Source organism: Actinokineospora iranica, assembly GCF_900101685.1.
Lineage (GTDB): Bacteria > Actinomycetota > Actinomycetes > Mycobacteriales > Pseudonocardiaceae > Actinokineospora > Actinokineospora iranica.
The window spans coordinates 89464-114944 of the sequence record NZ_FMZZ01000001.1 but is presented as its reverse complement, the minus strand read 5'-3'; the positions used below and the strand labels follow the sequence as shown (position 1 = coordinate 114944).

Annotated in this window: 26 protein-coding genes; 13 read left to right on the top strand and 13 right to left on the bottom strand. The window is 73.3% G+C overall.

The features are described 5' to 3' along the window. Positions 1–34: 34 nt before the first annotated feature. Entirely contained in the window at positions 35–1234 is a 1200-nt protein-coding gene (locus tag BLS56_RS00555; protein ID WP_091446948.1) for a GNAT family N-acetyltransferase, read from the top strand. A gap of 132 nt (positions 1235–1366) precedes the next feature. Here BLS56_RS00555 and BLS56_RS00550 read toward each other — a convergent pair whose 3' ends face one another. Both BLS56_RS00550 and BLS56_RS30300 read right to left on the bottom strand, forming a co-directional pair. Then, a complete protein-coding gene (locus BLS56_RS00550) occupies positions 1367–1678 on the bottom strand; it encodes a DUF1540 domain-containing protein (protein WP_091446946.1) in 312 nt (103 codons plus the stop codon). Between the two features lie 31 nt (positions 1679–1709). Then, positions 1710–1946, bottom strand: a complete 237-nt coding sequence (locus tag BLS56_RS30300; RefSeq protein ID WP_139190445.1) for a hypothetical protein — start codon at positions 1944–1946, stop codon at positions 1710–1712. A gap of 17 nt (positions 1947–1963) precedes the next feature. On the opposite strand from BLS56_RS30300, the gene BLS56_RS00545 reads away from it, so the two are divergent. Continuing rightward, complete coding sequence (locus tag BLS56_RS00545; RefSeq protein WP_324187484.1) at positions 1964–2710, top strand: class I SAM-dependent methyltransferase; 747 nt, start codon at positions 1964–1966, stop codon at positions 2708–2710. 56 nt (positions 2711–2766) lie between these two features. Here BLS56_RS00545 and BLS56_RS00540 read toward each other — a convergent pair whose 3' ends face one another. Beyond that, the gene (locus BLS56_RS00540) at positions 2767–3690 is read right to left on the bottom strand and encodes a 5'-3' exonuclease (RefSeq protein ID WP_091446941.1); all 924 of its coding nucleotides are present in this window, start codon (positions 3688–3690) and stop codon (positions 2767–2769) included. 104 nt (positions 3691–3794) lie between these two features. Between BLS56_RS00540 and BLS56_RS00535 the strand changes: the two genes are divergently transcribed. The 3 genes from BLS56_RS00535 to BLS56_RS00525 all read left to right on the top strand — a co-directional run bounded on the left by BLS56_RS00535 (position 3795) and on the right by BLS56_RS00525 (position 6011). After that, positions 3795–4928 carry a M24 family metallopeptidase gene (locus BLS56_RS00535; RefSeq protein WP_091446939.1) on the top strand — a complete coding sequence of 378 codons (1134 nt, stop codon included), beginning with the start codon at positions 3795–3797 and terminating at the stop codon, positions 4926–4928. Positions 4929–5001: 73 nt separating this feature from the next. Further along, positions 5002–5454: an Lrp/AsnC family transcriptional regulator gene (locus BLS56_RS00530; protein ID WP_091446937.1), complete on the top strand. Its 453-nt coding sequence runs from the start codon at positions 5002–5004 to the stop codon at positions 5452–5454. A gap of 131 nt (positions 5455–5585) precedes the next feature. After that, positions 5586–6011 (top strand): hypothetical protein, encoded by a 426-nt coding sequence (locus BLS56_RS00525; RefSeq protein WP_091446934.1) that lies wholly within the window; start codon positions 5586–5588, stop codon positions 6009–6011. Between the two features lie 138 nt (positions 6012–6149). On the opposite strand, the gene BLS56_RS00520 is transcribed toward BLS56_RS00525, so the two are convergent. The 5 genes from BLS56_RS00520 to BLS56_RS00500 all read right to left on the bottom strand — a co-directional run bounded on the left by BLS56_RS00520 (position 6150) and on the right by BLS56_RS00500 (position 11928). Continuing rightward, complete coding sequence (locus BLS56_RS00520; RefSeq protein WP_091448654.1) at positions 6150–7205, bottom strand: GDSL-type esterase/lipase family protein; 1056 nt, start codon at positions 7203–7205, stop codon at positions 6150–6152. Between the two features lie 99 nt (positions 7206–7304). After that, positions 7305–8741, bottom strand: coding sequence for a S28 family serine protease (locus BLS56_RS00515; protein WP_228771255.1), 1437 nt, complete (start codon positions 8739–8741; stop codon positions 7305–7307). Between the two features lie 123 nt (positions 8742–8864). Further along, positions 8865–9716 (bottom strand): metal-dependent hydrolase, encoded by an 852-nt coding sequence (locus tag BLS56_RS00510; RefSeq protein WP_091446932.1) that lies wholly within the window; start codon positions 9714–9716, stop codon positions 8865–8867. Between the two features lie 32 nt (positions 9717–9748). Next, entirely contained in the window at positions 9749–10399 is a 651-nt protein-coding gene (locus BLS56_RS00505) for a TetR/AcrR family transcriptional regulator (protein ID WP_091446929.1), read from the bottom strand. A gap of 95 nt (positions 10400–10494) precedes the next feature. Beyond that, positions 10495–11928 carry a KamA family radical SAM protein gene (locus tag BLS56_RS00500; RefSeq protein WP_228771254.1) on the bottom strand — a complete coding sequence of 478 codons (1434 nt, stop codon included), beginning with the start codon at positions 11926–11928 and terminating at the stop codon, positions 10495–10497. 83 nt (positions 11929–12011) lie between these two features. Here BLS56_RS00500 and kdd point away from each other — a divergent pair, with 83 nt between their 5' ends. The 6 genes from kdd (at position 12012) to BLS56_RS00470 (ending at position 19848) form a co-directional block, all read left to right on the top strand. Then, positions 12012–13058: an L-erythro-3,5-diaminohexanoate dehydrogenase gene (kdd, locus tag BLS56_RS00495; protein ID WP_091446926.1), complete on the top strand. Its 1047-nt coding sequence runs from the start codon at positions 12012–12014 to the stop codon at positions 13056–13058. Continuing rightward, positions 13055–14716 carry an amidohydrolase gene (locus tag BLS56_RS00490; protein ID WP_091446924.1) on the top strand — a complete coding sequence of 554 codons (1662 nt, stop codon included), beginning with the start codon at positions 13055–13057 and terminating at the stop codon, positions 14714–14716. Before kdd ends, BLS56_RS00490 begins: the two co-directional genes overlap by 4 nt. After that, positions 14703–16277, top strand: coding sequence for a lysine 5,6-aminomutase subunit alpha (gene kamD, locus BLS56_RS00485; protein ID WP_091446921.1), 1575 nt, complete (start codon positions 14703–14705; stop codon positions 16275–16277). The genes BLS56_RS00490 and kamD overlap by 14 nt, the downstream gene beginning before the upstream one ends. Before the next feature lie 70 nt (positions 16278–16347). Continuing rightward, the gene (gene kamE, locus BLS56_RS00480) at positions 16348–17166 is read left to right on the top strand and encodes a lysine 5,6-aminomutase subunit beta (protein WP_091446918.1); all 819 of its coding nucleotides are present in this window, start codon (positions 16348–16350) and stop codon (positions 17164–17166) included. Further along, positions 17163–17606 carry a 3-aminobutyryl-CoA ammonia lyase gene (kal, locus tag BLS56_RS00475; RefSeq protein ID WP_091446916.1) on the top strand — a complete coding sequence of 148 codons (444 nt, stop codon included), beginning with the start codon at positions 17163–17165 and terminating at the stop codon, positions 17604–17606. The genes kamE and kal overlap by 4 nt, the downstream gene beginning before the upstream one ends. Positions 17607–17781: 175 nt before the next feature. Then, on the top strand, positions 17782–19848 hold the full coding sequence (locus tag BLS56_RS00470) for an AMP-binding protein (RefSeq protein ID WP_091446912.1): 2067 nt from the start codon (positions 17782–17784) through the stop codon (positions 19846–19848). 2 nt (positions 19849–19850) lie between these two features. On the opposite strand, the gene BLS56_RS00465 is transcribed toward BLS56_RS00470, so the two are convergent. From BLS56_RS00465 to BLS56_RS00455, 3 genes are read right to left on the bottom strand one after another with little or no spacing between them, the layout of a single operon-like run. Further along, entirely contained in the window at positions 19851–20039 is a 189-nt protein-coding gene (locus tag BLS56_RS00465) for a hypothetical protein (protein ID WP_091446911.1), read from the bottom strand. Between the two features lie 60 nt (positions 20040–20099). Continuing rightward, positions 20100–20540, bottom strand: coding sequence for a nitroreductase family deazaflavin-dependent oxidoreductase (locus BLS56_RS00460; RefSeq protein WP_091446908.1), 441 nt, complete (start codon positions 20538–20540; stop codon positions 20100–20102). A 19-nt stretch (positions 20541–20559) separates the two neighbouring features. After that, entirely contained in the window at positions 20560–21234 is a 675-nt protein-coding gene (locus BLS56_RS00455; protein ID WP_228771253.1) for a cyclase family protein, read from the bottom strand. A gap of 179 nt (positions 21235–21413) precedes the next feature. Here BLS56_RS00455 and lnt point away from each other — a divergent pair, with 179 nt between their 5' ends. Both lnt and BLS56_RS00445 read left to right on the top strand, forming a co-directional pair. Then, positions 21414–23030, top strand: coding sequence for an apolipoprotein N-acyltransferase (gene lnt / locus BLS56_RS00450; protein WP_091446905.1), 1617 nt, complete (start codon positions 21414–21416; stop codon positions 23028–23030). Between the two features lie 47 nt (positions 23031–23077). Next, positions 23078–23842: a polyprenol monophosphomannose synthase gene (locus BLS56_RS00445; protein ID WP_091446903.1), complete on the top strand. Its 765-nt coding sequence runs from the start codon at positions 23078–23080 to the stop codon at positions 23840–23842. A gap of 186 nt (positions 23843–24028) precedes the next feature. Here BLS56_RS00445 and BLS56_RS00440 read toward each other — a convergent pair whose 3' ends face one another. Next, complete coding sequence (locus tag BLS56_RS00440) at positions 24029–24373, bottom strand: RNA polymerase-binding protein RbpA (protein WP_091446900.1); 345 nt, start codon at positions 24371–24373, stop codon at positions 24029–24031. A gap of 240 nt (positions 24374–24613) precedes the next feature. Continuing rightward, entirely contained in the window at positions 24614–25369 is a 756-nt protein-coding gene (locus tag BLS56_RS00435; RefSeq protein ID WP_091446898.1) for a thymidine kinase, read from the bottom strand. Positions 25370–25481: the final 112 nt, after the last annotated feature.

Here is a 25481-nt window from a genome sequence, read left to right as displayed (position 1 = left end):
CGCGCCCGTGGTGTGTCCGGGCAGGATCATCGGGGTGAGCGTTGATATCCGGGTGTTGTCCGAAGCCGAGTCGCGTCCCGCGCTCAACCTGTTCCGGCAGTCGCTGAACCGGCCATCGCCGCCGGACGCCGAGTGGGAGTACCTGCGGCGCTCGTACGAGCCGGGCCGCACGCACGGCGCGTTCGCCGGGGACCGGCTGGTGGGGACGGCGTTGGTGTGGCCGTCGACGCTGGTGGTGCCCGGTGGGCGGGTGCTGCCGCTGGCCGCGGTGACCCGGGTGGGTGTGCGCGCGGATTTCCGGCGGCGCGGGGTGCTCACGGAGTTGATGCGGGCCCAGTTGGCCGACGTGGCCGCGCGCGGTGAGGTGTTCGCGGGGCTGCACGCGAGTGAGCCGGTGATCTACGGGCGGTTCGGGTACGGGGTGGCGTCGCTGGCGGCCACGGTGACGGTGCGGTCCCGTGCCGCCGTGGTGCGCCCGGAGGCGCCGGTCGGCGGCGAGGTGCGGCTGGTCGATGGCGACGAGGCGCTGACGCTGCTGCCGCGGCTCTACGAGCGGACCCGGGCCCGGGTGGGGATGCTGGCGCGGTCGCGGCCGTGGTGGCCGGTGTTCTACGACCGGCCCTTCGGCATCGGCGAGCACCTGCTGGTCGCGGTGCACAGCGGCGCGGGCGGCGACGACGGCTTCCTGGCCTACCGGCCCTCCCGCGGCGACGAGCCGGACGCGGCCGCGACGCTGGGGGTGGAGGACTTCCACGCGGCGAACCCGGAGGCGGTGAACGCGCTGTGGCGGTTCATCGTGGGCGTGGACTTGGTGGACCGGGTGAAGGTGTGGGCGCGCCCGGTGGACGAGCCGGTGGAGGCGCTGTTCGTCGACCCGCGCGCCGTGCTCGGGCAGGACGTGCGGCCGGACCTGTGGCTGCGGCTGGTGGACGTGCCCACGGCGTTGGCGGCGCGGTCGTACGGGCCGGGTTCGGTGGTGGTGGAGGTCGTGGACTCGTTTCTGCCGGTGAACTCCGGGCGGTACCGGGTGGGGGCCGACGGTGTGCAGCGGACGGGCGCGGCGGCGGAGTTGTCGGTGGACGTGGACGTGCTGGCGATGCTGTACTTGGGGGCGTGGCGGCCTTCGGCGCTGGCGGGCATCGGCCTGGTGCGGGCGCTCGACCCGGCGGCGGTGGCCCGCGCGGACACGGTGTTCGCCGTGGGCGGCGCGGCGTGGTGCGGCACGTTCTTCTAGGGCCACGTCCCGTGGCAGGCCCAGCCCCCGGCGCCGAGGTCGCGGTGGACACCGGGTGGTCACCCTCCGCGGCCGAGCTGCTGGCCACGAATCGCTGGAGACCACCCGGGTCTGCGCCCTGCCCTCAGAGGACTACCTGGAAGCAGCCTGATACGTGAGGCAGTTGGCGTCGTGGGAGCCGTCACCGGGGGCGACGCGGATGCCGCCGGGCGCGGTGCACTCCAGTTCACTGTTGTGGACGCAGTTGCTCCGCGAGCACGCGCCGACCTGGGCGACGACCCTGGGCAGGCCACCCTTGCGGGCCAGGGGGATGAAGGTGGCGCAGTCGGCGGCACCGTCCTCACCACTGACGGTGATGGCGAAAGCATGGCACTGAATGTCGTGGTTGTAGGAACACCCCGTCACGGTGCATTCGCTGACGGCAGGCATTTCGGTCATGGACATGACAGCTCCTCTGGGCAATGAGCTCGGGTGATCAGACCGTGTCATCGAATACCTGGCATCGCAACTTCAGGTGTTTAGGCGAGCCTTCCCTTGCCGAAAAAGAAAGGAGAACCTTTCCTGTGCGCCATTCTTTCCGGAAGGCTCGCAGGTCAGCGCCCATGTCGTGGCGGCCGAGCGTTGTCCAGGCTCGCGCCTGACCGCTCGTGACATGGTGGTCGCGCGTGAGCTGGATGCGCTTCGCGAGGCGGAACCGCTCATCGGCAATCACCCCGACGGGCGATATCCGTGGGCGATGTCGACTCGGGTCATCGTCGCGCGCGCAGATGCCGACCGCGATGTTCGCCGACGCGGAAGGGCGCGCTCTTCGCGGTGACAATCCGTGTCCGGAACCCCCGGCTGCCTCGCCGGGCCGGTCAGGGGCAGTCGGCGCCGCGGGCCAGCACCGGGCACTGGAGTTCGATCACCCAGCGGGCAGCGGCCGCAGCCGCAGGGTGCTGTTGGTCATGGTCAGCCCTGTCTCGATGGAGCGGAGCCGTCGCCGCACCCGGGCGAGGCGGGCGGTGTCGGGCCTGGACGCGGTGTTCGGCCGTCGGCCCGCGGGGGTACGTCCTGGCCGTGGACGACAACGAGGTGATGGTCGCCCGTGCCCGCGCGCTGGTGCGCGAGCGCGGGTGGGACAACGTCGAGGTGCGCCAAGCGGACGCGACGACGATGACGGTCGAGGGGTTCGACGCGGCGATCTCGACGTTCTCGGTGAGCGCGACCCCGGACGTCGCAGCCACCCTGGAGCGCGTGCGCGCCGCGCTGCGGCCGGGCGGGCGGCTGTTCGTCTTCGACATGCGACTGGTGCCGGGCGGGCGGGCCGCCCCGCTGATCCGGCTGTTCCGCCGGGTCTACCGGCGGCTGGCCGGGTGGAGCGGGGTCGATGTGCTCGACACGGCCCGCGCGACCTTCGCCGAGGTGCGCCTGCACGGCGGCGCCGCGGAGCCCGCGCCGTGGCCGCCGCTGGTGGCGCTGACCGCGGTCCGCTAGCGGCCGCGGCCGGGCCGTTCGCTGCGGGTCCCCGGCCGTGGCGTCAGGACTGCGGCTCAGGACAGGGCGGCGAGCAGCCGGTCGACAGCGCTGCCCAGCGCCCAGCGTTCCTGCAGTTCCCGCACCCGGTCGAGGTCGGCGGGGGCGTGCGGGATGGCGGGGTCGCCGGTGGCGGTGATCGCGGCGTCGGTGGCGACCCGGACCACCAGCGGGGCCTTGGCCAGGTAGTCGGCGTCGTCGGTGAACGCCTGGCGCACGCGCAGCGGGACGTCTTTCGACCCGGCGGCCGCGGCGTCGACCAGGGCCTGCAGGGAGCCGAACTTCGAGATCAGCTTCGCCGCGGTCTTCTCGCCGATGCCGGTGATTCCGGGCAGGCCGTCGGACGGGTCGCCGCGCAGCACGGACATGTCGGCGTAGGCCATGCCGTCCTCGGGCAGCCCGTAGCGCTGGGCCAACTCCCGGGGGCCGACGACCTCGGCCTTGGCCCAGCCGCGTCCCACGTACACCACGCGCACCGGGCTGGGCTCGTCGCGGACGCACTGGAACAGGTCCCGGTCGCCGGTGACGATCTCCACCGGGGCCGCGGTCTCGCGGTGGGCGAGGGTGCCGATGACGTCGTCGGCCTCGTAGCCGTCCGCAGCGGCGGTGGCGATGCCCAGCGCTTCGAGCAGGTCGATGATGATCGGCACCTGCGGGGTGAGGGTGTCGGGGACCTCTTCTGCGTTGATCGAGGGGTCGGCGACCCGCTGGGCCTTGTAGCTGGGGATGGCCGCGACCCGGAAGGCCGGGCGCCAGTCCGCGTCCAGGCACGCGACCAGCCGCGCGGGACGGCGGTCGGCGATGACCTGCGCGATCATCCCGGCGAAGCCGCGCACCGCGTTGACCGGTACCCCGTCGGGCGAGGTCATCGACTGCGGCAGGGCGAAGAACGACCGGAAGTAGAGGCTGGCCGAGTCCAACAGCACGAGAGGTCCGCTCACGAGGCGTGAGCCTGCCACACCCCACCCACAGCCGACTTCTCGCGCGGGCCGCGGTTCATGATCACTCGGGCGGGTGGGCGGCCGACCCGGCTAGGCTGCCGGGCATGTCGACCACCGCCGCCATCGACGCCGACCGCCTGCGAACCCGGCTCGACCGGGCCCGTGCCGCCGCCGCGGACGCGGGCGCCGATGCCCTGGTGATCGCCCCCGGCTCCGACCTGCGTTACCTGATCGGGGGAACCAACACCTCGTTCGAGCGGCTGACCGCGCTCGTCGTGCCCGCCGGTTCCGGCGAGCCGGTGCTGGTGGTCCCGAAGCTGGAGGCGCCCGGGTACGACGAGGTCCCCCTCGACGCGCTCGGGGTGCGGATGGCCACCTGGGTCGACGGCGACGACCCGTACCGGCTGGTCGCCGGGCTCCTCGGCGGCGCCGGACGGGTCGCGGTGGGCGACATGCTGCCCGCGCTGCACGTGCTGGCCCTGCGCGCCGCGCTGCCCGCCGCCGAGCAGGTGCTCGCCGGGCCGGTGCTGCGGGAGTTGCGGATGCGCAAGGACGCCGCCGAGATCGCCGCGCTGCGCGCAGCGGGCGCCGCGATCGACCGCGTGCACGCCCGCATGGGCGAGTGGCTGCGGCCCGGCCGCACCGAGGCCGAGGTCGCCGAGGACATCGCCGCCGCGATCGTCGCCGAAGGACACGCCCGCGCCGAGTTCGTCATCGTCGGGTCCGGGCCCAACGGGGCCAGCCCGCACCACGAGGTGTCCGACCGGGTGCTCGCCGAGGGCGACGTCGTGGTCATCGACATCGGCGGGCCGACCCCGGCGGGCTACAACTCCGACAGCACCCGCACCTACGCCCTCGGCGAGCCCCGCGACGCCGACGTCGCCGAGAGCTACGCGGCGCTGCTGGCCGCGCAGCGGGCCGCGGTCGCGGCCGTGCGCCCAGGGGTGACCGCCGAGCAGGTCGACGCCGCCGCCCGGCAGGTCCTCGCCGACGCGGGCCTGGCCGACCGGTTCATCCACCGCACCGGCCACGGCATCGGCCTCGACGTGCACGAGCACCCCTACATCGTCGCCGGGAACGACTTGGTCCTGGAACCCGGCATGGCGTTCAGCGTCGAGCCCGGGGTCTACCTGCCGGGCCGGTGGGGCGCGCGGATCGAGGACATCGTGGTCGTGACCGAGGACGGCGCGGAGTCGGTGAACGCCCGCCCACGCGAACTGGTGGTGCTGCCTGCATGAGGAACCCCGACTCAGTGCCCCAGGGCGAGCTGCCCGACGCGTTGTCGACGCCGCGCACGGGTGAGGTGGCCCGGTGAACGGGGAACTGGAGCCCATCGACAAGGCCATCGTGCGGGAGCTGGCGGCCGACGGCAGGCGCAGCTTCACCGACCTCGCCGAGCGCGTCGGGCTCAGCGTGTCCGCGGTGCACCAGCGGGTACGCAGGCTCGAGCAGCGCGAGGTGATCTGCGGGTACGCGGCGAAGCTGAACGCGCACGCGATCGGGCTGCCGCTGACCGCGCTGATCTCGCTGACCCCGATCGACCCCGCCGCCCCCGACGACTACCCGCAGCGGCTGGAGCACATCAGCGAGATCGAGTCCTGCTACTCGGTCGCGGGCGACGAGTCCTACGTGCTGCTGGTGCGCGTGCCGTCCCCAGTGGACCTGGAGGAGCTGCTGCGCAAGATCCGCGAGGCGGCGAAGGTCTCGACCCGGACCACAGTCGTGCTGTCCACCCCGTACGAGGGCCGCTCACCGGCGCTGTAGGGCGAACACGGCCAGCCGCAGCAACGCCCGCGTCGGCCAAGTCCAACTCCTCCACAAGCACCGCCCCGTTCTACCCCTTCCGGGGAGAACCGGCGGTGAGGCGCCTCGACGGTGGTGGCACAGTTCGCGGTATGCGGAACCCCGGAGCGTTCGTCGCGGCAGGCTGCGCCTTGGCCTACACCGCCGCCAAGGTCGACCTCGCCCTCCGCGGCGAACTCGGCCTCCCCGGCTTCCCCACGTCAGCCGAGACAACCCGCGACTTCGAGGGCAGCATCGCCCTCGCCCAATGGGGAAACGCGGCGGTCGGCCTGGCCGTCGCCGCACTCGCCATCACCCTGACCCACCCACGCGGCGGCCTCCCCCTACGCCTGGCGTCCTGGGTAGGCGCCACCCTGATCGGCGCGGGCGTCGCCGGTTTCGCCCTCCGCGCGATTACCGACCCACCCGCCCCGGCGGGCTGGGCGACCCTTGCCGTGGGCGCGCTCTGGGTGGCCTCCTGGATTCAAGCCACGGTCGCGCACAGGCACCTCGCCGCCTCACCGACCAACCGCGCTTGACCCCACCAGCGCTCATCGAAGCGGAGCAGCACACCGGAGCACCCGCCAGCGCCGCCAGTGCTCGATGGGGTGCAGCAAGGACACCCGCCCCCTGCCCAACCGCACCCACCCCATCGAGCAGCCAGCCCGGGAACCAGCTCACGGCCCCGCACTGCTGGCGGCGTGCAGATTGCCATCCGCCCCCGGCAAACACGCCGCGGCGCGATCCGCGGTGCCAAGGAACTCCCCCAGACAACGGCCGAACTGCGCGTGCCCAGCCGCGTTGGGATGGAACGACTCCTGCAAGGCATGTGTCGCCCGGGCCTCGTCACGCAAGTCCTGCCAGCGGACCGCGAGCCTGCTGAACCACTCCTGCGCCGGGTCCTGCCGCGCGCAGGCCTCGCGGCCCGCCCCGGCCCGCGACAGGTCCAGGAAGCGGGCCCCCGCGCCGCGGGCGACGCGGCGGACGCCTTCGGTCATGGCGGGCACCGCGGCGTCCCGGACCCAGCGCAGGTCTTCCTCACGGAACGGGCAGCCGTTGAGGTTGCGCAGCTCCGGGCGCACGTCCGGGCTGATCGGGGCCACATAGGACTGCACGACGAGTTGGTAGTCGGTGGGCTGGTAGCCCGCGGCGAGCAGCACCGAGCGGATGTCGGCCAGCGCCCGGGTGGCTTTCGGGACCATCGCGTCGACCCGCTGCTGCCACTGCCCGCCGACCACCGCCGCGCAGCCGGGCTTGCCGCGGTCGAACCAGGCCTGCACGCAGCCGTCGAGGACGTGGGAGAACGCCGGGTCGTCGTTGGCGCCCACGGCCACCAGGACCGCCACCACCCGCTTCTGCCGGGCCAGCACGCCCAGCCGGTGCGCCTGGGAGCCCTCGGTGTACTGCTCCGCGTCGCCGAGGGCGACCTGCGCCGAGGGCGCGCCGGAGCAGGCGAGGTTGATCGTCTCGTCGATCCCGCGCAGGCCGGTGTGGTGGATGGAGGCGTTGCGGGAGCGGTGGCACCAGTTGCCGTCGGCGCCGTCGGTGCCGTCTTCGTAGTCGCCTGCCGCCTCACCGGAGATCGTGCTGTCGCCCAGCGCGACCAGCACCCGGGGCACCCCGGTCGGCGGGGCGGGCGCGGGCGGCGGCTCCGGTTCTGTGACGACCAGGAACGCGCCGAGCAGGAGGATCACCATGAGCAGCACGGCAACGTGCCATCGGTACCGTCGCATCATCGCGGCTGAGTGTAGGGCGTCGGTCCCCGGTTCGATCCACTGTGGTGTGTCACCCGCGTGGGTCGCTCCCGCCGGTGGGAGCGACCCACGGCCCGGCTAGCGCGTTCGGCGCGTTCCGCGCGGCTCCGCCTCGTCCAGGGCGGTGATCTCCTGGGCCGTCAGGGTCGGCGCGGCGGTGTCGGTCCCGGCCCAGCGGCGCAGCATCGCGGTGGCGGCGGCCCGGTCGGCTGGGTCCAGGGCGGTGATGTTCGCGCCGTGGTTGGCGCCGGGGGCGGTGTAGGTCGCCGAGTCGCGGCGGCTCGGGGTGAACTGCTCGGCGCCCCACGGGTCGTTGGCGCCGTAGACGAACAGCATCCGCTCCGAGCGGGACCGCACCCAGACGTCGACGTCGAGCATGGGGCGGGCGTCGTGGTGGCCGCGCAGCTCCGGGGGCAGGCTGGAGTTCGCCTGGTACAGGCCCGGGTACCGGGTCAGGCCCCGCAGGTGCTCGAAGCGCGGCTGCGGCCAGCCCAGCTGCGTCGCGGCCTGGTAGTAGTACGGCGCGTACGGCAGGATCCCGGAGTCGCTGTAGAAGGCGAACCCGGCGACGGAGTCGATGAACGCGTAAAGCTCGTCGCTGGTCGCCGTGGCCGCCGGGACCGTGGCGCAGTCGGCCTGGGTCGAGTACTGCCAGAACGCCCACACGGTGTCCAGGACCGTCATCTCGTAGGCGCGGTCGATCGAGCCGAGCACCCGGGTGAAGGTCCAGCCCTCGGCGTCGGCGGCGGCCTGGTACTTGGCGACCATCTCGGGGCGGCGGCGCAGCGCCTCGCGCTGCACGTCGGCCAGCCGCGCCCGGCACGCGGCGTCGGTGCCGACGGTGTCGAAGAACCGGTCGTAGGCGTGGTCGAACGGGTTGACCCGGTCCTGCGGGGCGACGTAGGCGACGACGCCGTTGACGTCGTCGGGGTAGAACCGGCGGTGGTAGACCGAGGTCATGCCGCCCTTGCTGGCCCCGGTGGAGATCCACTTGGCCGGGTACAGCGGTCTCAGCGCGGCGACGATGCGGTGGTGGTCGGTCGCGGCCTGCCAGATGTCGAGGTCGTCCCAGTCGGCCGGGTCCGGCCGCGACGGGGAGAAGAACCGCTGCTCCACCGAGATCTGGTTGCCGTCGACCAGGCGGGTCGGCTCGGAACGGAACGGGTTGGCGGGCATGTGGTAGCCGGTGGTGTGCAGGATCATCGGCCGGTCCACGTCGCGGTGCAGCAGCTGGAACCGCTGCTGGAAGCTGGGTCCGCCCGGCTTCCGGTGGTCGACCGGCTGGGTGTAGGCCAGCAGCAGGAACCGGTACCCCGCCGGTGGGGTCGCCGATTCCGAGACCACGGTCAGGCCGGGGATCGCCCGCAGCCGGTCCGCGATGTCGGTGGCGCCCGCGACGCTGGTGGCGTCGGGCTGGGCGGGCACGGCCTGTGCCGGGGCGACCCCGACGGCGAGTCCCACGGCGGTGGCCGCCACCAGGGTGGCCGCGAGCGCCCGTCTTGTGCGGATGAGCACGCCGAAACTCCTTGGCTCCGGGCCGCCGGGTCAGCGGCGCGTCGTCGTGAGTCTCGCGCATGACGGGCCCGGGTGGGATCACCCGATCCGCCCACGCGCGCCTGCCCGGGCCGGACGGGGAGCTCAGCGCAGGTTGTGCGCCAGCCGCCCGTTCTCGCCGAACAGCTCCGGGGTCCAGCGGTCGAGCAGGGCGGTGTTGTCGTTGTCGTCGGGGTGGAACCCGGGCTTGTTGTAGGCGCTGATCCGGCGCACGACCTCGCGGCTGAGGAACGGCGAGTGCCGCAGGGCGGCCACGCTGCGGGCCAGCCGCGCCGGGTGGTAAGCCGCGCGGTCGCCGAGCAGGGACGCGACAGTGTGCCCGACGACGCCGACGATGAACGCGAAGGTCACCCACCGCATCGTCCAGATCCGCCTGCGCTCGCTGCCGCCCGCGGCCCGGTAGACGTCGAAGGCGACGGCCTTGTGCTCGGCCTCCTCGAAGGCATGCCACAGCAGCATCGAGCGGACCTCGGATGTCCCGAGCAGGGCTTGCGCGCGCTCGTCGGTGAGCAGGGTCTCGGCGAGCGCGGCCGTGTAGTGCTCCAGGGCGGCGGTGACCCCCAGGCAGGACAGCGGCGAGAGGCGCTTCTCGTACATCCGCAGCGCGCGGCGGACCATGCGGTCGACCCGGCGGGTCGGGTAGCCCATCCGCGCCAGGCGCTCGTTGAGGGCGCGGTGCTCGCGGCCGTGGGTGACCTCTTGGCCGATGAACCCGGCGACCTGGGCGCGCAGGTGCGGGTCGGTTACCTGGTCGGCGCAGCGGCGCACGGAGCGGACGAAGAAGTCCTCGCCCTCGGGGAACATCGCCGAGAGCACCGCGACGACGTGGCTCATCACCAGGTCGCCGTCGACGTAGTGCCGGTCGAGGGAACCGGCGCCGTACTCGAAGTGGATGCGGCGCGTGCGCAGGGTGCGTGCGGGGTCGGCAGGGGACATGGGGGACCTCCGGGCGGGGATGGGGAGAGGGGTCAGGCTTCGGCGAGCTCGGGGGCGGGCGCGGTGGCCAGGACCCGGGCGATGAGGATCTTGAGGAAGGCGCGGACCTCCGCGCCGCGCCCGCGCGGGTCGCCGTCGGCGAGGGCGTTGAGGGCCAGGCCGGTGTAGAGGGCGTGGATCGAGCGCAGCGCCTCGTCGATGAACGGCAGCGCGGCCAAATCGGGGAAGAACTCGGCGAAGACCGCCATGCCCAGTTCGGCCACCCGGTCGGGCATGTCGCCCAGCACCTCGCGCAGCTCCCGGTTGTGCCGGGCGGCGACCATCAGCTCCAGCATCGCCACACCCCCGGTGTCGTCGTAGAACGACCACAGCACCGCCAGCGCCTCCGCGGTGGTGCGCCGCTCGACGGCGATCGCGCCGAACCGCTCGCGGAAGTCGGTGGCCCTGCCCTCGATCAGCCGCTGCGCCGCGGCGTTGAGCAGGTCGGCCTTGGTGGGGAAGTGGTGGGCCAGCGCGCCGCGGGAGACGTGCGCGCGGCGGACGATGTGGTTGGTCGACATGCGGCCGTAGCCGAGGTCGGCCAGGCAGGAGATGGTCGCGTCGAGCAGCCGTGCGCGCATCGCCTCGGCGCGTTCGGCCTGCGGGACGCGCTCGCGGGAGGTGTGCCGGTGACGACGGGTCATGTGGGCAAGGTAACTGTGGAACACACAAACAGGCAAGCCTGCCTGTATCGGTGCGGGCCTGGCCGCGCGGGCGGTCGACCGCCCGGGGGAGGCGGTCAGGCGTGGTGGTCGGGGTGCGCGCGCCAGAACGCCCGGCCCGGCTCGGGCAGGGTGGTGATGGGGTCGTAGTACGGGTAGCGGCGGTCCAGGTCCGCGGCCGGGTCGGCCCGCTCCGCGCCCGCGAGGTAGTTCTTCGTCCAGTACGACACACCCAGCTCACGGTCGTACTCGGCGACCTGGTGCACCCAGCGTTTGCCCACATACGGCACGTCGCAGATGATCCGCGGGGTGGCGTACCCGGGCAGGTACCCCATGATCGCGTGCTGTAGGTCCTGGGCCTCCCAGACCGCGATCCGCCAGTGTTCGGCGTGGGGGATCATGTCGCACAGGTAGAAGTAGTACGGGAGGATGTTCGCCTCGCCCTGCAGCGCGAAGCACAGGTCCAGCAGCGCCGCCGGGGTCGTGTTCACTCCGCGCAGCAGCACGCCCTGGTTGCGCACGTCGCGGACGCCGACCGCCAGGGCGGTGCGGGCGGCCTCGGCGACCAGCGGCGTCACCGACTGGGCGTGGTTGACGTGGGTGTGGATCGCCAGGTTCACCCCGCGCCGGGCCGCGGTGCGCGCCACCCGCTCCAGGCCCTCGACGACGGCGGGCTGCAGCCAGTGCTGCGGCAGGCCCGCGAGCGCCTTGGTGGCCAGCCGGATGTCGCGCACGGTCTCGATGTCCAGCAGCCGCATCAGGAACGACTCCAGCTGCCGCCACGGCACGTTCGCCACGTCGCCGCCGGAGACCACCACGTCGCGCACCCCGGGGCTGCGGCGCAGGTAGTCGATCATCTTGTCCTGCCGGTCGACCGGTTTGAGCAGCAGCCGGTGCTTGTCGACCTGCGGGGTGGAGTTGCCCACCAGGTCCATGCGGGTGCAGTGCCCGCAGTACTGGGGGCAGGTGGAGAGCAGCTCGGCGAGGACCTTGGTGGGGTAGCGGTGGGTCAGGCCCTCCACCACCCACATCTCGGCCTCGTGCAGGGAGTCGCGCTCCGAGCGCGGGTGGCTGGGCCAGTCGGGGTCGCGGTCGGAGGCCACCGGGAGCATGTAGCGGCGCACCGGGTCGGCGAAGAAGGCGTCGGTGAACCCCGCGGGGTCGGCGGCGGGGGCGATGGTGTTGAGCATCTGCGGGGGCAGCAGCATCGACATCGTGGCCAGCCGCTCCTGGTCGGCGGCCAGGTCGGCGTAGAAGGACTCGGCGAGCAGTCCGCCGACGACCGCGCGCAGCCCGCGGATGTTCTTCACGCAGTGGGCTCGCTGCCACTGCGCGTCGCGCCACTGGGCCTCGGTGACGTGCGCCCACCCGGGGAACCGGCGCCAGTCCGGCTCGACCAGTTCGGCGCGGGCGTAGGTGTAGGGCTGGTGGACAGCGCGGCCAGCGTGGTCGGTCCGGTCCCCGGCCCCCTGGCCCGCACGGCGTCGCACCGTGTCGCGCAGCGCGGTCATCTTTTCTCCTCGCCGTTCGGGTGCCGTAAAGATATGCTGCCAGAACGTCAGTGTGCCGCAAATCTTCCTGAAAGGTGAGGCGAGTGGGTGAAAGTTTCGACAGGGGCTCGCCGTACGGGCTGCACCGGGTGCTCGACCCGCCCGGGGTGCTGCCGCAGCGGGCGCGCCGCCTGGACCCCGACCCCCGGCCCTACGCCGACGAGGTCGTCGTGGACGTCGAACGGCTCAACCTCGACGCCGCGTCCTACCGGCAGCTGCGCGACGAGCACGGCTCCGGCGCGGCCGTGCGCGCCGCGGTCCTGGCGATCGTCGCCGCGCGCGGCAAGATGCAGAACCCGGTCACCGGCTCCGGCGGGATGCTGCTCGGCGCCGTGCGCGCGGTCGGCCCCGACTCGCCGCTGGGCCTGCGCGTCGGCGACCGGATCGCGTCGCTGGTCTCGCTCACCCTCACCCCGCTGCGGATCACCGACGCCCTCGCCGAGTGGGACGGCGAGAGCGAGCAGGTCCCCTGCCGGGGCACCGCGGTGCTGTTCGGGCGCTCCATCGCCGCGGTCCTGCCCGCCGACCTGCCCGAGCCGCTGGCGCTGTCGGTCCTGGACGTGTGCGGGGCGCCCACGCTCACCGACCGGGTGGTCCGCGAAGCCGGGCCCGGCGCGTCGGTGTGCGTGCTCGGCGGCGGCGGCAAGTCCGGGTCCCTGTCGCTGGCCGCCGCGCGCCGCGCGGGCGCGACCAGGGTGGTGGCGCTGGTGCCCACCGGCGCCGAAGCCGCCGCCGTGCGGTCCGCGGGACTGGCCGACGAGGTCGTCGTCGCCGACGCCCGCGACCCGGTCGCCGTGGCCGCCGCCGTCGGCGCCCCCGTCGCGGTCACCGTGGTCTGCGTGGACGTGCCCGGCTGCGAGCACGGCGCGATCATGGCCACCGCCGACGGCGGCACGGTCGTGTTCTTCTCCATGGCCACCTCCTTCGCCGACGCCGCCCTCGGCGCGGAAGGGCTCGCCAAGGACGTGCGGATGCTCATCGGCAACGGCTATGTCCCCGGCCACGCCGAGTTCGCCATCGACCTGCTGCGCGCCGAGCCCGGGGTGCGGGCGCTGATCAGCGGCCGTGAACGGCAGACTCTCCGCCCATGACCAGTTCCCCCACGCCCCCGGCCGCCCCCGGCACCACCCTGCTGACCGGGGGCCGCGTGCACTCCCCGGCCGACCCGCACGCCACCGCCATCGCCGTGCGCGACGGCGTGGTCGTCTGGCTCGGGCAGGACTCGGTGGGCCGCACCCTCTACGCCGACGCCGACGAGACCGTCGACCTCGGCGGCGCGTTCGTCGCCCCCGCCTTCGTCGACGCCCACGTGCACACCACCGCCGCCGGGCTGCTGCGCACCGGCCTGGATCTGACCGCCTGCGCGTCGCTGCGCGACTGCCTCGACGCGATCGCCGCCCACGTCCGCGCCGCCGGTCACGCCGTGGCCTGGGGCCACGGCTGGGACGAGACCGCCTGGCCCGAGGGCCGCCCGCCCACCCGCGCCGAGGTCGACGCCGCCGCCGACGGCGCCGCGGTCTACCTCTCCCGCGTCGACGTGCACTCCGCCCTGGTCTCCACAGCCCTGCTCGACCGCGCCCCCGCCGCCCGCGGCGCCGACGGGTTCAGCCCCGACGGGCCGCTGACCCGCGACGCCCACCACCGCGCCCGCCGCGCCGCCCAGGACGCCATCACCCCCGGCCAGCGCGCCGCCGCCCAGGAGGCGTTCCTGCGGCACGCCGCCGCCAGCGGCGTCGCCGCCGTCCACGAGTGCGCCGGGCCCGACATCTCCAGCGCCGAGGACTTCACCGCCCTGCTCGCCCGCGCGGGCGGGGACCTGCCCGAGGTCGTCGGGTACTGGGGCGAGCGCGCCGCAGCCGACACCGCCGCCGCGCTCGGCGCGCGGGGCCTGGCGGGCGACCTGTTCGTCGACGGCTCCCTCGGCTCCCGCACCGCAGCCCTGTGCCACCCCTACGCCGACTCCGGCACCTCCGGCGCGCTCTACCTCGACGCCGAGCAGATCGCCGATCACCTCGTCGGCTGCACCGAGGCGGGCATCCAGGGCGGCTTCCACGTCATCGGCGACGCAGCCGTCGCCGAGGTGGTCGAGGGCTTCGCCCGCGCCGAGAAGATCGTCGGCCGCCCCGCTCTCGCCGGGGCCCGCCACCGGCTCGAACACCTGGAGATGGTCACCGCCGAGCAGGCCGACCGGCTCGGGCAGTGGGGCGTGGTGGCCTCCGTGCAGCCGCTGTTCGACGCCACCTGGGGCGGCCCCGACGGCATGTACGCAGCCCGCCTCGGCGTCGAGCGGGGGACCGCGCTCAACCCGTTCGCCCGCCTGGCCGCCGCCGGGGTGATCCTCGCGCTCGGCTCCGACGCCCCGGTCACCCGCCTCGACCCCTGGGCCGCCGTCCGCGCCGCCGTGCACCACCGCACCGAGGGCTTCGGGCTGTCCCCGCGCGCGGCGTTCACCGCCCACACCCGAGGCGGCTGGCGCGCCGCCGGGGTCGACGACGGCCTCACCGGCACCCTCGTGCCCGGCGCGCCCGCCACCTACGCCGTCTGGGACGCCCCCGACCTCGTCGTGGCCGCCCCAGACTCCCGGGTGGCCCGCTGGTCGACCGACCCGCGCTCCCGGGTCCCCGGGCTGCCGCCGCTGGACCCCGGCGCCGACCTGCCCGTGTGCCTGCGCACCGTCGCCGGTGGCCGCACCCTGTTCGACAGCACCGCCCTCGACACGCAGAAGGCGAGCCGCGATGGCACTGCTTGACCTCGACCCCCGCGCCGTCGCCACCGCGCGCCGCCTCGCCGAGCGCGCCGCCGCCCCGGTCATCGACCTCGCCCGCCGCCACACCACCGTGTCCCTGGAACGCGCCACCCTGCGCCTGGCGGGCATCACCGGAGCCGACCACACCCACCGCGCCGGGGACGTGCCCTGGGTCAACCGGGTCGTGGACACCGTCCGCGCGCACTGCGGCCTCGACCACGGGGCCGCGCTGCCGGTGTTCCACGCCTTGGCCGAACACGGCCTGGGCACCCTCACCGACCTCGCCGAGGCCACCGCCGCGGGCCAGGTCCAGTACCGCGTCCCCACCGGAGCCGACGCCGCCCGCGCCGAGGGCAGCGCCCGCGCCGCGATCGCCCGCGGCCTGCGCGCCGTCGACCGCAACCGCGCCGACCGCGACCGGCTCGTCGCCGACCTCGGCGACCCGCCTCGGCGGCCCTGGCTCTACCTGATCGTGGCCACCGGCGACATCGACGAGGACGTCGTCCAGGCCGCCAACGCCGCCCGCGCCGGGGCCGACGTCATCGCCGTCATCCGCTCCACCGGTCAGTCGCTGCTCGACTACGTGCCGGAAGGCGCCACCCACCACGGGTTCGCGGGCACCTACGCCACCGAAGAGAACTTCCGGATCATGCGCGCCGCCATGGACGAGGTGTCCCGCGAGGTCGGCCGCTACATCCGGGTCACCAACTACGCCTCGGGCCTGTGCATGTCCGAGATCGCCGTCCTCGCCGGGCTGCGCAGGCTCGACATGATGCTCAACGACTCCATGTACGGCATCCTCTTCCGCGACATCAACCCCGTGCGCACCTTCGTCGACCAGCGGTTCTCCCGGCAGATCCACGCCCGCGCCGGCATCATCATCAACACCGGCGAGGACAACTACCTCACCACCGACGACGCCGTGGACGCCGCGCACACCGTCACCGTCTCCCAGCTGCTCAACGAGCGCTTCGCGCACGAGGCCGGGCTCGGCGACCACCTGCTCGGCCTCGGCCACGCCTTCGAGATCGACCCGGCCCTGCCCGACTCGTTCCGCCTCGAACTCGCCCACGCCCTGCTCGCCCGCGAACTGTTCCCCGACGCCCCGCTCAAGTGGATGCCGCCCACCAAGCACATGACCGGCGACGTGTTCAACGGCTACCTGCTCAACGGGTTCTTCAACCTCGCCGGGGCGCTCACCGGCCAGTCGATCCTGCTGGTCGGCATGATGACCGAGGCCGTGGCCACCCCGTTCCTGTCCGACCGCGACCTCGCGCTGCGCAACGTGCGCCACGTCCTCGACGCCGCGGGCGGCCTCGCCGAGGACTTCCGCCCCGCCCCCGGCGGGCTCATCGTCAAACGCGCCCACCAGGTCCTCGGCGAAGCCGTCGACCTGCTCGCCCGCATCGCCGACGACGGACTGCTCAACGCCATCGCCGAAGGCACCTTCGGGCTGATGAAACGGCCCGCCGACCAGGGCAGGGGAGCCGACGGGGTGATCGCCAAGGCCGAGGGCTACCGCAACCCCGCCACCGACCTGCTCGACACCGGAGGCGACCAGTGAGCGAGCTCGCGAGCGAACAGTCAACACAGTGCGTAGGCGCGCGAAGTCACCGACCTTGTGAGGTGGCCCGATGAGCGCGCTTGTCCGCCCCTACGGCGACACCCGGGGCGACGGCATGGCGCAGCTGTCGTTCACCCTGCCCGTCCCGCACGGGCCCCGCGCCGAGGGCGCCGCGCTGCTGCTGGCCCGCAAGATGGGCATGGACCCGGCCATGGTCGTGCACTCGCACCCCATCGGCCCGGAGTTCACCTTCTTCGTCGTCTACGGCTCGGTCACCCACACCGTGGACCTCGACGAGGTCACCGTCGTCGAACGCGACTACCCGCTGCTCACCCCCGGCGAGGTCAACACCGCGGTCAGACAGCGCCTGCGGCGCGAACTCGTCGTCGTCGGCGCCTGCATCGGCACCGACGCGCACACCGTCGGCATCGACGCCATCTGCAACATCAAGGGCTTCGCCGGGGAAAAGGGCCTGGAGTACTACCGCGAACTGCGCGTGGTGAACCTCGGCGCCCAGGTGCCGGTCCCCGACCTGGTCAAACGCGCCCGCGCCGAGCGCGCCGACGCGGTCCTGGTCTCCCAGGTCGTCACCCAGCGCGACGCGCACCTGCGCAACACCCGCGAGATGTCCGCGGCGTTCCGCGAGGCCATGGGGGAGCGCCGCCCGCTGCTCGTCGCCGGTGGCCCCCGCTTCGACCCGAGGATGGCCGCCGACCTCGGCGTCGACCGCGTCTTCAGCCGCGGCACCACCCCCGGCGAGGTCGCCAGCTACCTCGCCCACGCCATCGCGGGCCCCACCGGTCCCACCGGCCCCGCCCGCGCTGAATCCGCCAGTACCGATCCCACCCGCGCCGATCCCGTTGCGAACCCGGAGGCCACCCGCCCATGAGCCGCGTCGTCGGATTCTCCGTCACCCACCGCCGGTACGTGCCGCACGGGCACGCCCACTACGGCGGCGCGCTCGTCGACGGCGCCTACGGCCTCGGGCTCTTCGGCGACGCGGCCACCGAGCTGTGCGTGCGCGCCGACGGCGACGAAGGACTGTTCGCCGGATACAGCCACGTCGAGTTCCTGGCGCCCATCCAGGCCGGGGACGTCATCGAGGCCACCGCCACCCTGGTGCGGATCGGCTCCCGCTCCCGCGGCCTGGAGTTCGAGGCGCGCGTCGTGTGCCGCGCCGCCCCGCGCCGCGGCCCCTCCGCCGCCGACGTCATCGACCCGCCGCTGGTCGTCACCCGCGCCGCGGGCACGGTCGTCGTCCCGACCGCGGCGGACCCGTCCGAGCCCGTTGACGGCAATCACAGCGACCAACCACGCGATGGTGGTTGACACCCGCGCGATCGGGTTGATCCATTACGCCGAGTGAGTGATCTTCACTGCTATTAGCCCAAATGGTGGCATGGGTGCTTGCACCGATTAGCGGTTCGCTGATAACAAGCGGTTCCATCGTGTGCCGCAATCACGTTCCGGGCGACAATCCGGGGCGCCTCGCTGACGGAGGACCATGCCGACCGAGCTCGTCGAGGTGGAACTGACCCTCGACCACACGCCGGAACAGGTCTGGGAGGTCCTCAGCGAACCCGCCCTCTATCCCCGCTTCGTCCGCGAGATCGCCTCCGCCGACCGCGCGGGCGGAACCCCGGTCGGGCGCGGCGCCCGCTACCGGGTCCGGTTCTGCGTCGCGGGCCGCGCCCCCGTGCCCGACGAGATCGAGATCCTCGTGCACCGCCCAGCCGAGCACCTCGTGCTCGTCGGCCCCCGCTGGGCGGGCGGGCACCTGTCCATCCGGCTCACCCCGCAAGGCCGCGGCCGCAGCCTCGTGCAGGTCGTGGTGTCCCTGCCGGAAGGCGTCACCGCTGGCACCGTGCTCACCGCGCCCTGGCTGCGCAAACGGATCCGCAAGGCCATCGCCCGCGTCGAGCACCACCTCTCCGGCAGGCCCATCACCGTCTCGCCCACCCGCATCGACCAGGCCGCGCGCCGCCAGTCGGTGTTCTCCGTGACCCGCACCCTGGTCCGCGCGGGCGTGCTGGTCCCCGGCCGACCCGACCGGGTCGCCCGGCAACTGGGCGCGCTGGCCCGCTGGGGCCCCACCATCGTCGGCGGCTACCGCGCCGCCGCCGCCCGCAAACCGGGCGCGGTCGCCGTCATCGACGAACGCGGCACCCTCACCTTCGCCGAGATCGACGCCCGCACCACCCGCCTGGCCAACGGCCTGGCCGAATACGGCGTGCGCACCGGCCGCCGGGTCGCGGTCATGTGCCGCAACCACGCCGGGCTGGTCGAGGCCACCATCGCCTGCGGCAAACTCGGCGCGGACGTCCTCATGCTCAACACCGGCATCTCCGCGGACCAGGTCGCCGACCTCATCGAGGCGCACCGGCCGATCGCGCTGCTCGCCGACGACGAGTTCGCCCCGCTGTTCCACAACCTGCCCGCGACCCTGCCGTGGATCTCCACCTGGAGCGCCGCCCCCGGCGAGGTCACCGTCGACGGCCTCATCGAGGACGCCCCCGACACCCCGCTGCGCGCGCCCAGCACCGCGGGCAAGATCATCGTGATGACCTCGGGCACCACCGGCACCCCCAAGGGCGCCCGCCGCCGCAACCCCCAGGGCCTCGGCGCCGCCGCGTCCGTGCTGTCGCGCATCCCGCTGCGCAACGGGGAGCGGATGCTCGTCGCCGCGCCCCTGTTCCACACCTGGGGACTGGCCGCGCTGCAACTGGGGATGCCGCTGCACGCGACCCTCGCGCTGCACCGCCGCTTCGACGCCGAGGCCACCCTGGCCGCGATCGCCGAACTCAAGTGCACCACGCTGATCGCCGTCCCGGTCATGCTGCAGCGCATCCTCGCCCTGCCCGAGCGCGTCCGCGCCCGCTACGACGTGTCCTCGCTGCGGGTGGTCGCCTCCAGCGGATCGGCGCTGCCCGGCCCGTTCGTCACCGAGTTCATGGACACCTTCGGCGACATCCTCTACAACCTCTACGGCTCCACCGAGGTCTCCTGGGCCAGCATCGCCGACCCGGCCGACCTGCGCGCCGCCCCCACCACCGCGGGCCGCTGCCCGGTCGGCACCAAGGTCGGCATCCTCGACGCCGACGGCGACCCCCTGCCCCCCGGCGTCGTCGGCCGCATCTGCGTCGGCAACGAGATGCTGTTCGAGGGCTACACCAACGGCACCCGCAACGAGATGCACGACGACCTCATGGTCACCGGCGACCGCGGCTACCTCGACGCCGACGGGCGGCTGTTCGTCTCCGGCCGTGACGACGACATGATCGTCTCCGGCGGCGAGAACGTCTTCCCCCGCCCTGTCGAGGAACTCCTGCTCAACCTTGACGGCGTCCAAGACGCCGCCGTCGTCGGCGTCCCCGACCACGAGTACGGCCAGCGCTTCGCCGCCTACGTCGCCCTCAAACCCGGCGCCCGCCTCGGCGCCACCGCCGTCCAGGAGTACATCCACGACCACCTGGAACGCTTCTCCGTGCCCCGCGACGTCTTCTTCGTCCGCAAGGTCCCCCGCAACGCCACCGGCAAGGTCGTCAAACGCCTCCTGGTCGACCAGGACTGACGCTAGGCGTCGGGCAGTGGGCCGAGCGGCCAGTTCTCCCCCTCGGTCAGCAGGCCGTCCCTGTCGGTGTCCGCGATCCCCAGCAGAGCCTCCAGGAACGGGCCATAGCCCTGGTCGAACGACTCGGGCGTCTCAAGCAGGCCCGCGGCGAACGCGGCCTTGTGCTCGGCCACGGCGTCGCTGTGCGTCACTGGTCGTCAACCTAGCGGAGCGGCCGGTGGGCGCCCACGCGCGTAGGGGTGACGCGGCGATCAGCGCTCGGGCAGCGGCTCCACCACTACCAGCGGGATCTCGCGGGCGGCCTTGGCCTGGTAGGAGTCGTAATCCGGCCACAGGGACGTCATCAGGTGCCACAGCCGCGGCTTCTCCGCCGCGGTGGCCGGGCGGGCGCGGGCCAGGAAGGTCTCCGGGCCCACCTGCACCTCCACCTGCCCGTCGGCCACCAGGTTCAGATACCAGGACGGGTGCCGGGGCGCGCCGCCGTCGGAGGCGACCAGCACGTAGCGGCCGTCGTCTTGGCCGTAGACCAGGGCGGTGCGGCGGCGTTTGCCCGAGCGCCTGCCCCGGGTGGTCAGCAGCAGCATCTCCAGGCCGCGCGCGACCTCGGTCTCCCGGCCGCCGGACTCGACGTAGCGGCGGATGTGCCGGGCGACGAAATCACGCGGGCTGTCCACGACCTCGTCAGCGCCCACCGGGCCCTCCCTCCTGCGTCTAGAGCACCGCGTACGCCCGGACCGGGAACGTGCCGAAGCCGACCACCGGGGCGGGCACGGCGTGGAAGCGGAACCCGGCGGGCGGCAGCCGGTCGAGTCCGCGCAGGTGCTCGACCACCGGGATACCCGCGCCCAGCAGCGCGGTGTGCACGGGGCGGGCCGGGTCGTCGGTGTCGTCGATGTTGAGGCTGTCGATCCCGACCAGCGCCGCGCCCTGGGCGACGAGCCAGTCCGCGGCATCGGCGGTCAGGTGCGGGTGCCCGGTGAAGTACTCCTCGGTGCCCCAGCGCGTGTCCCAGCCGGTGCGCACCAGCACCGCGCGGCCCGCCACCTCCCGCCCCAGCAGCGCCGCCCGCCCGATCACCCGCCGCCCGCCCGCGTCGACCACGATCCCGTCGAGGTCGGCGAGCCTGTCCAGCGGCAGCGCCGCCAGGTCCGCGCCGTCGGCGTAGCGGTGGAACGGGCTGTCGAGGTAGGTGCCGGTGTTGGCGACCATCGTGATCCGCCCGATGTGGAACTCGGTGCCCGGCCCGTAGTGGGCGCGGGACTCCGCCCGGCCGAGGTGATCGCTGATCTCCGGGCCCGGCAGCCCCGGGTAGGTCACCATCCCGTGCCGGATCGGGTGGCTCAGGTCGACCAGGTTCCGGGGGCCGCCCACTCGCTGCTCGCTCACCGGGCGACGCTAGCACCGCGCCCCCGACGATCTCGGCTAATCCTCGACCAGAGGGTGAGACTCGGGCACTCTAACCCTCAAGTAAAGGTTTAGCTAAGGCTGTGACCAGGGATTATCCGCCAGGTGACGATCCGGTTCCCGAAGCGGGAATCACACAGGCCCGCCCGTACGCTGAGCGCGTGGTCGCCCCCGCCCTGTCCCCGGAACCCGGACTCACCGGTCCCGCGAGCCCGGCAGCCCGGGCCCGCGCGCTGCCCGTGCTGCTGCGCTGCCTCGCCGTGCTCGCCGCGGGCGGCCTGGTGTTCCTCAGCGTCCCGCCGCGGCCGACGTGGTGGCTGGCGCCGATCGGGTTCGCCGTCCTCGGCTGGGTCCTGCACGGCCGCCGCGCTCGCGCTGGCCTGGGCTACGGGCTGCTGTTCGGCCTCGGGTTCATGACCCCGCTGCTGGCCTGGACCGGGGTGTTCGTCGGCCCGGTCGCCTGGCTGCCGCTGAGCTTCCTGCAGGCCCTGCTCGTCGGTGTCGCGTGCGCGGCGATCGCCGCGGTGAGCGGGCTGCGCGGGCGGGTGCTGTGGGCGGCGCTGCTGTGGGTGGCGGGGGAGACCCTGCGCGCGGTGGTCCCCTTCGGCGGCTTCCCCTGGGGCAAGATCGCGTTCAGCCAGCCCGAAGGCCCGTTCCTGCCGCTGGCCGCCCTCGGCGGCACCCCGCTGATCGCGCTCGCGGTCACCCTCACCGGGTTCGGCCTGGGCGAGCTCGCCCGGCTGCTCGCCGCCCGCGCCACCGCGCCCCGGCTGCTCGCCGTCCCCGCGCTCGCCGCCGTGCTCCCCCTCGCCGCGGGCCTGGGCGCCATCCCGCTGGCGAGCGCCGCCCCCGACGCGGGCGAGGCCACCGTCGCGGCCATCCAGGGCAACGTCCCGCGCGCCGGGCTGGACTTCAACGCCCAGCGCCGCGCGGTGCTCGACAACCACGTCCGGCGCACCGAGGAACTGGCCGCCGACATCCGCGCGGGCCGGGTCCCCCAGCCCGACCTGGTGATCTGGCCGGAGAACGCCTCCGACATCGACCCCTACCGCAACCGCGACGCCCGCGAGCGCATCGACCGCGCCGCCAAGGCCGTCGGCGCCCCCATCGCCGTCGGCGCGGTCCTCGTCGGCGACGACGGGCTGCCGCGCAACACCGTGATCCTCTGGGACCCCCAGGCCGGGCCGGTCGCCGAGTACACCAAGCGGCAGTTGCAGCCCTTCGGCGAGACGATGCCGATGCGCGGGTTCTTCCGGCTGTTCAGCGCCGCGGTCGACCGCGCGGGCCGCTTCGTCCCCGGCACGGAGCCCACCGTGTTCCCGATGGGACCGGCCCGGGTGGCGCTGGCCACCTGCTACGAGGTCGCCTTCGACGGGGTGGTCCGCGAGTCGGTCGCCAACGGCTCCACCTTGCTGGCCGTGCCCACCAACAACGCCACCTTCGGCCGCAGCGAGATGACCTACCAGCAGCTCGCCATGGACCGCGTGCGCGCCGTCGAACACGGCCGCAGCGTCGTGGTCGCCGCCACCAGCGGCGTCTCCGCCATCGTCCTGCCCGACGGCACGGTGACCCAGAGCACAGGCCTGTTCGCCCCGGCGGCGCTGGTCGAGCGCGTGCCGTTGCGGGCGGCGGCTACGATGGCGGACCGACTGGGTGCGTGGCCCGAACGGGCCATGGTGGCCGCTGCCGTGGCCGCGCTGGTCGTGGGACTGGTGTCGAGCAGGCGTGAACGGTCTGCCGCGCGGGACGTCTCACCCGCGGCAGGCAACGACGAGTAGACATATCGGACCGGGGTGCGCGCGCACCCCGGCGAGGAGGAAAACCGATGGCGGACCAGCCGCACGGCCAGGGGCAGCTTGAACCGGTCCTGGTGGTGATCCCGACCTACAACGAGCGGGAGAACCTCGGGCCGATCGTGAAGCGGCTGCACGCCGCCGCGCCCAAGACGCACGTCCTGGTGGTCGACGACGGCAGCCCGGACGGCACCGGCGACCTGGCCGACGAGCTCGCCGCCGACGACGAGCGGATCAACGTGCTGCACCGCACGCAGAAGGCCGGGCTCGGCGCCGCCTACGTCGCCGGGTTCCAGTGGGCGCTGGAGCGGGACTACGCGGTGATCGTGGAGATGGACGCCGACGGCTCGCACGCCCCGGAGGACCTGCCGCGGCTGCTCGACGCCCTCGGCGACGCGGACCTGTCGATCGGCTCCCGGTGGGTCGCGGGCGGCAAGGTCGTCAACTGGCCGATCCGGCGGGAAGTCCTCTCCCGCGGCGCGAACCTGTACTCGCGGATGGCGCTGGGCGCGAAGGTCAAGGACCTCACCGGCGGCTACCGCGCCTACCGCAGGGCTGTGCTGGAGAAGCTGCGGCTGCACAACGTGGCCTCGCAGGGCTACTGCTTCCAGATCGACCTGGCGTGGCGCACGATCGAGGCGGGCTTCACCGTCGTCGAGGTGCCCATCACCTTCGCCGACCGCGAGCACGGCGAGTCGAAGATGAGCGGCAACATCGTCCGCGAGGCCCTGATCCGGGTCACGAAGTGGGGTCTGCGCCGCCGCGGCACCCAGCTCAAGGCCCTGTTCACCCGCTGACCCCTGGCCCGGCACACAGGTGAGGCCCCCTTCCCGAGTGTGAACTGCTCCCCGGAAGTTGGACTGTGAACTCAGTTCTGGCTTCCGGGGAGCAGTTCAGTGACCGGGGAGGGGGCCTCACACATGCCCTGGGCAAGGGACGGCCGCCCGGATGGGGGGAGTTCCGGGCGGCCGTCGGCCAGGTGGTCAGGCGGTGCGGCTGCGCCTGCCGCGAAGCTCCTGCAGCCGTTCGGTCAGCAGGTCCTCCAGCTCCGGGATGGTGCGGCGCTCCAGCAGCATGTCCCAGTGCGTGCGCGGCGGCTTGACCTTCTTCGGCTCGGGGTCCGAGCCGTCGATCATCTTGGACTCGGTGCCGTGCAGGCGGCACTCCCAGACCGAGGGGACTTCGGCGTCGTCGGAGAACGGGACCTCGAAGTCATGGTCTTTCGGGCACGCGTACCGGACCGTACGGCGGGGGGCGAGGTCGTGATTGCGGTCAGTCTCGTAGCTGACCGCCCCAAGCCTGCTACCACGGAGAACACGGTCGGCCATAGCGGTGTCCTTTCAACTCGGTCCACTCGAGTGGACCAGGGTGTTGCTTACCCAGAGCAACGAGCGGATCAAGAAATGGATTCCCGCCACCCCCGCCGCGATTGCTCAGGGTGACAAGCTTCACCCGTCAACAACAGCATCCTCTTAAGAGATGCCCCGAAGCCGCGTTCGTGACGCAATTTCGCGCGATGGACATGAACATCTCACCCACTTGGGGGATGGTACCCGGGAAGGACCCGGTCAGGCGAATGTGAGCTGCCCCTGAACACCCGCGTCCGCACCCAGGTCGCCGAGTCTGAAGTGCCGTCGACACAACACCTGGTAACGCACGGTAGTGGAAGTCGAGGTGTCAGTGTGGTCACCGTTAGTGTCGACATGGGTGGTTTCCGTGTCCGCGACCACCACCGTGTCGCCCTCATGGGTGATGCGCCCGTTCTGGACCCGCGCGTTGAAGCGGGCGGGCAGCCCGCACCAGCACAGCACGTCGACCTGGACCGGCAGCAGCTCGTCGGCGAGCTCGAACAGCCGCCGCGCCCCGGGGAAGAGCCTGCCGCGGAAGTCGGTGGCGATCCCGAAGCAGTAGACGTCCACCTGGGAGTCGTCGGCGAGGACCGCGAGCTGCTCGACCTGCTCGGGCACGAGAAACTGGGCCTCGTCGACGATGAGGTAGTCCACACGGGACCCGCTCGCCCAGCGCGCGCGGACCAGGTCCCGCGGGTCGACCCCGGCGTGCACCTCGACGGCCTGGCGGGTGATCCCGATGCGGCTGGTGATCTGCGGCAGGCCGGAGCGGTCCCGGTGCACCAGCAGCAGCCCCTTGCGGCCCTGCCGGGCCTGGTTGTGGTCGACCTGCAGGGCCAGGGTGGACTTCCCGCAGTCCATCGGCCCGTAGTAGAAGCGCAGGTGCCCCACGACCGGGACCGCGCGGCGCGAGCCAGCGGCGGGGACCGCGGACAGCGCGTCGGTCGGGTCGGCGCCCTCGGTGTTCGACTCCACCCGCGAAACCCTAGGGCGTGGCCCGCGGCGCGCGGCAGGTGGGATTGATGATCAGCGAAACCGTCCCCAGGTCCTGTCTCGAAGTACCGGCACACGCCAGCCGCGCCGGTAC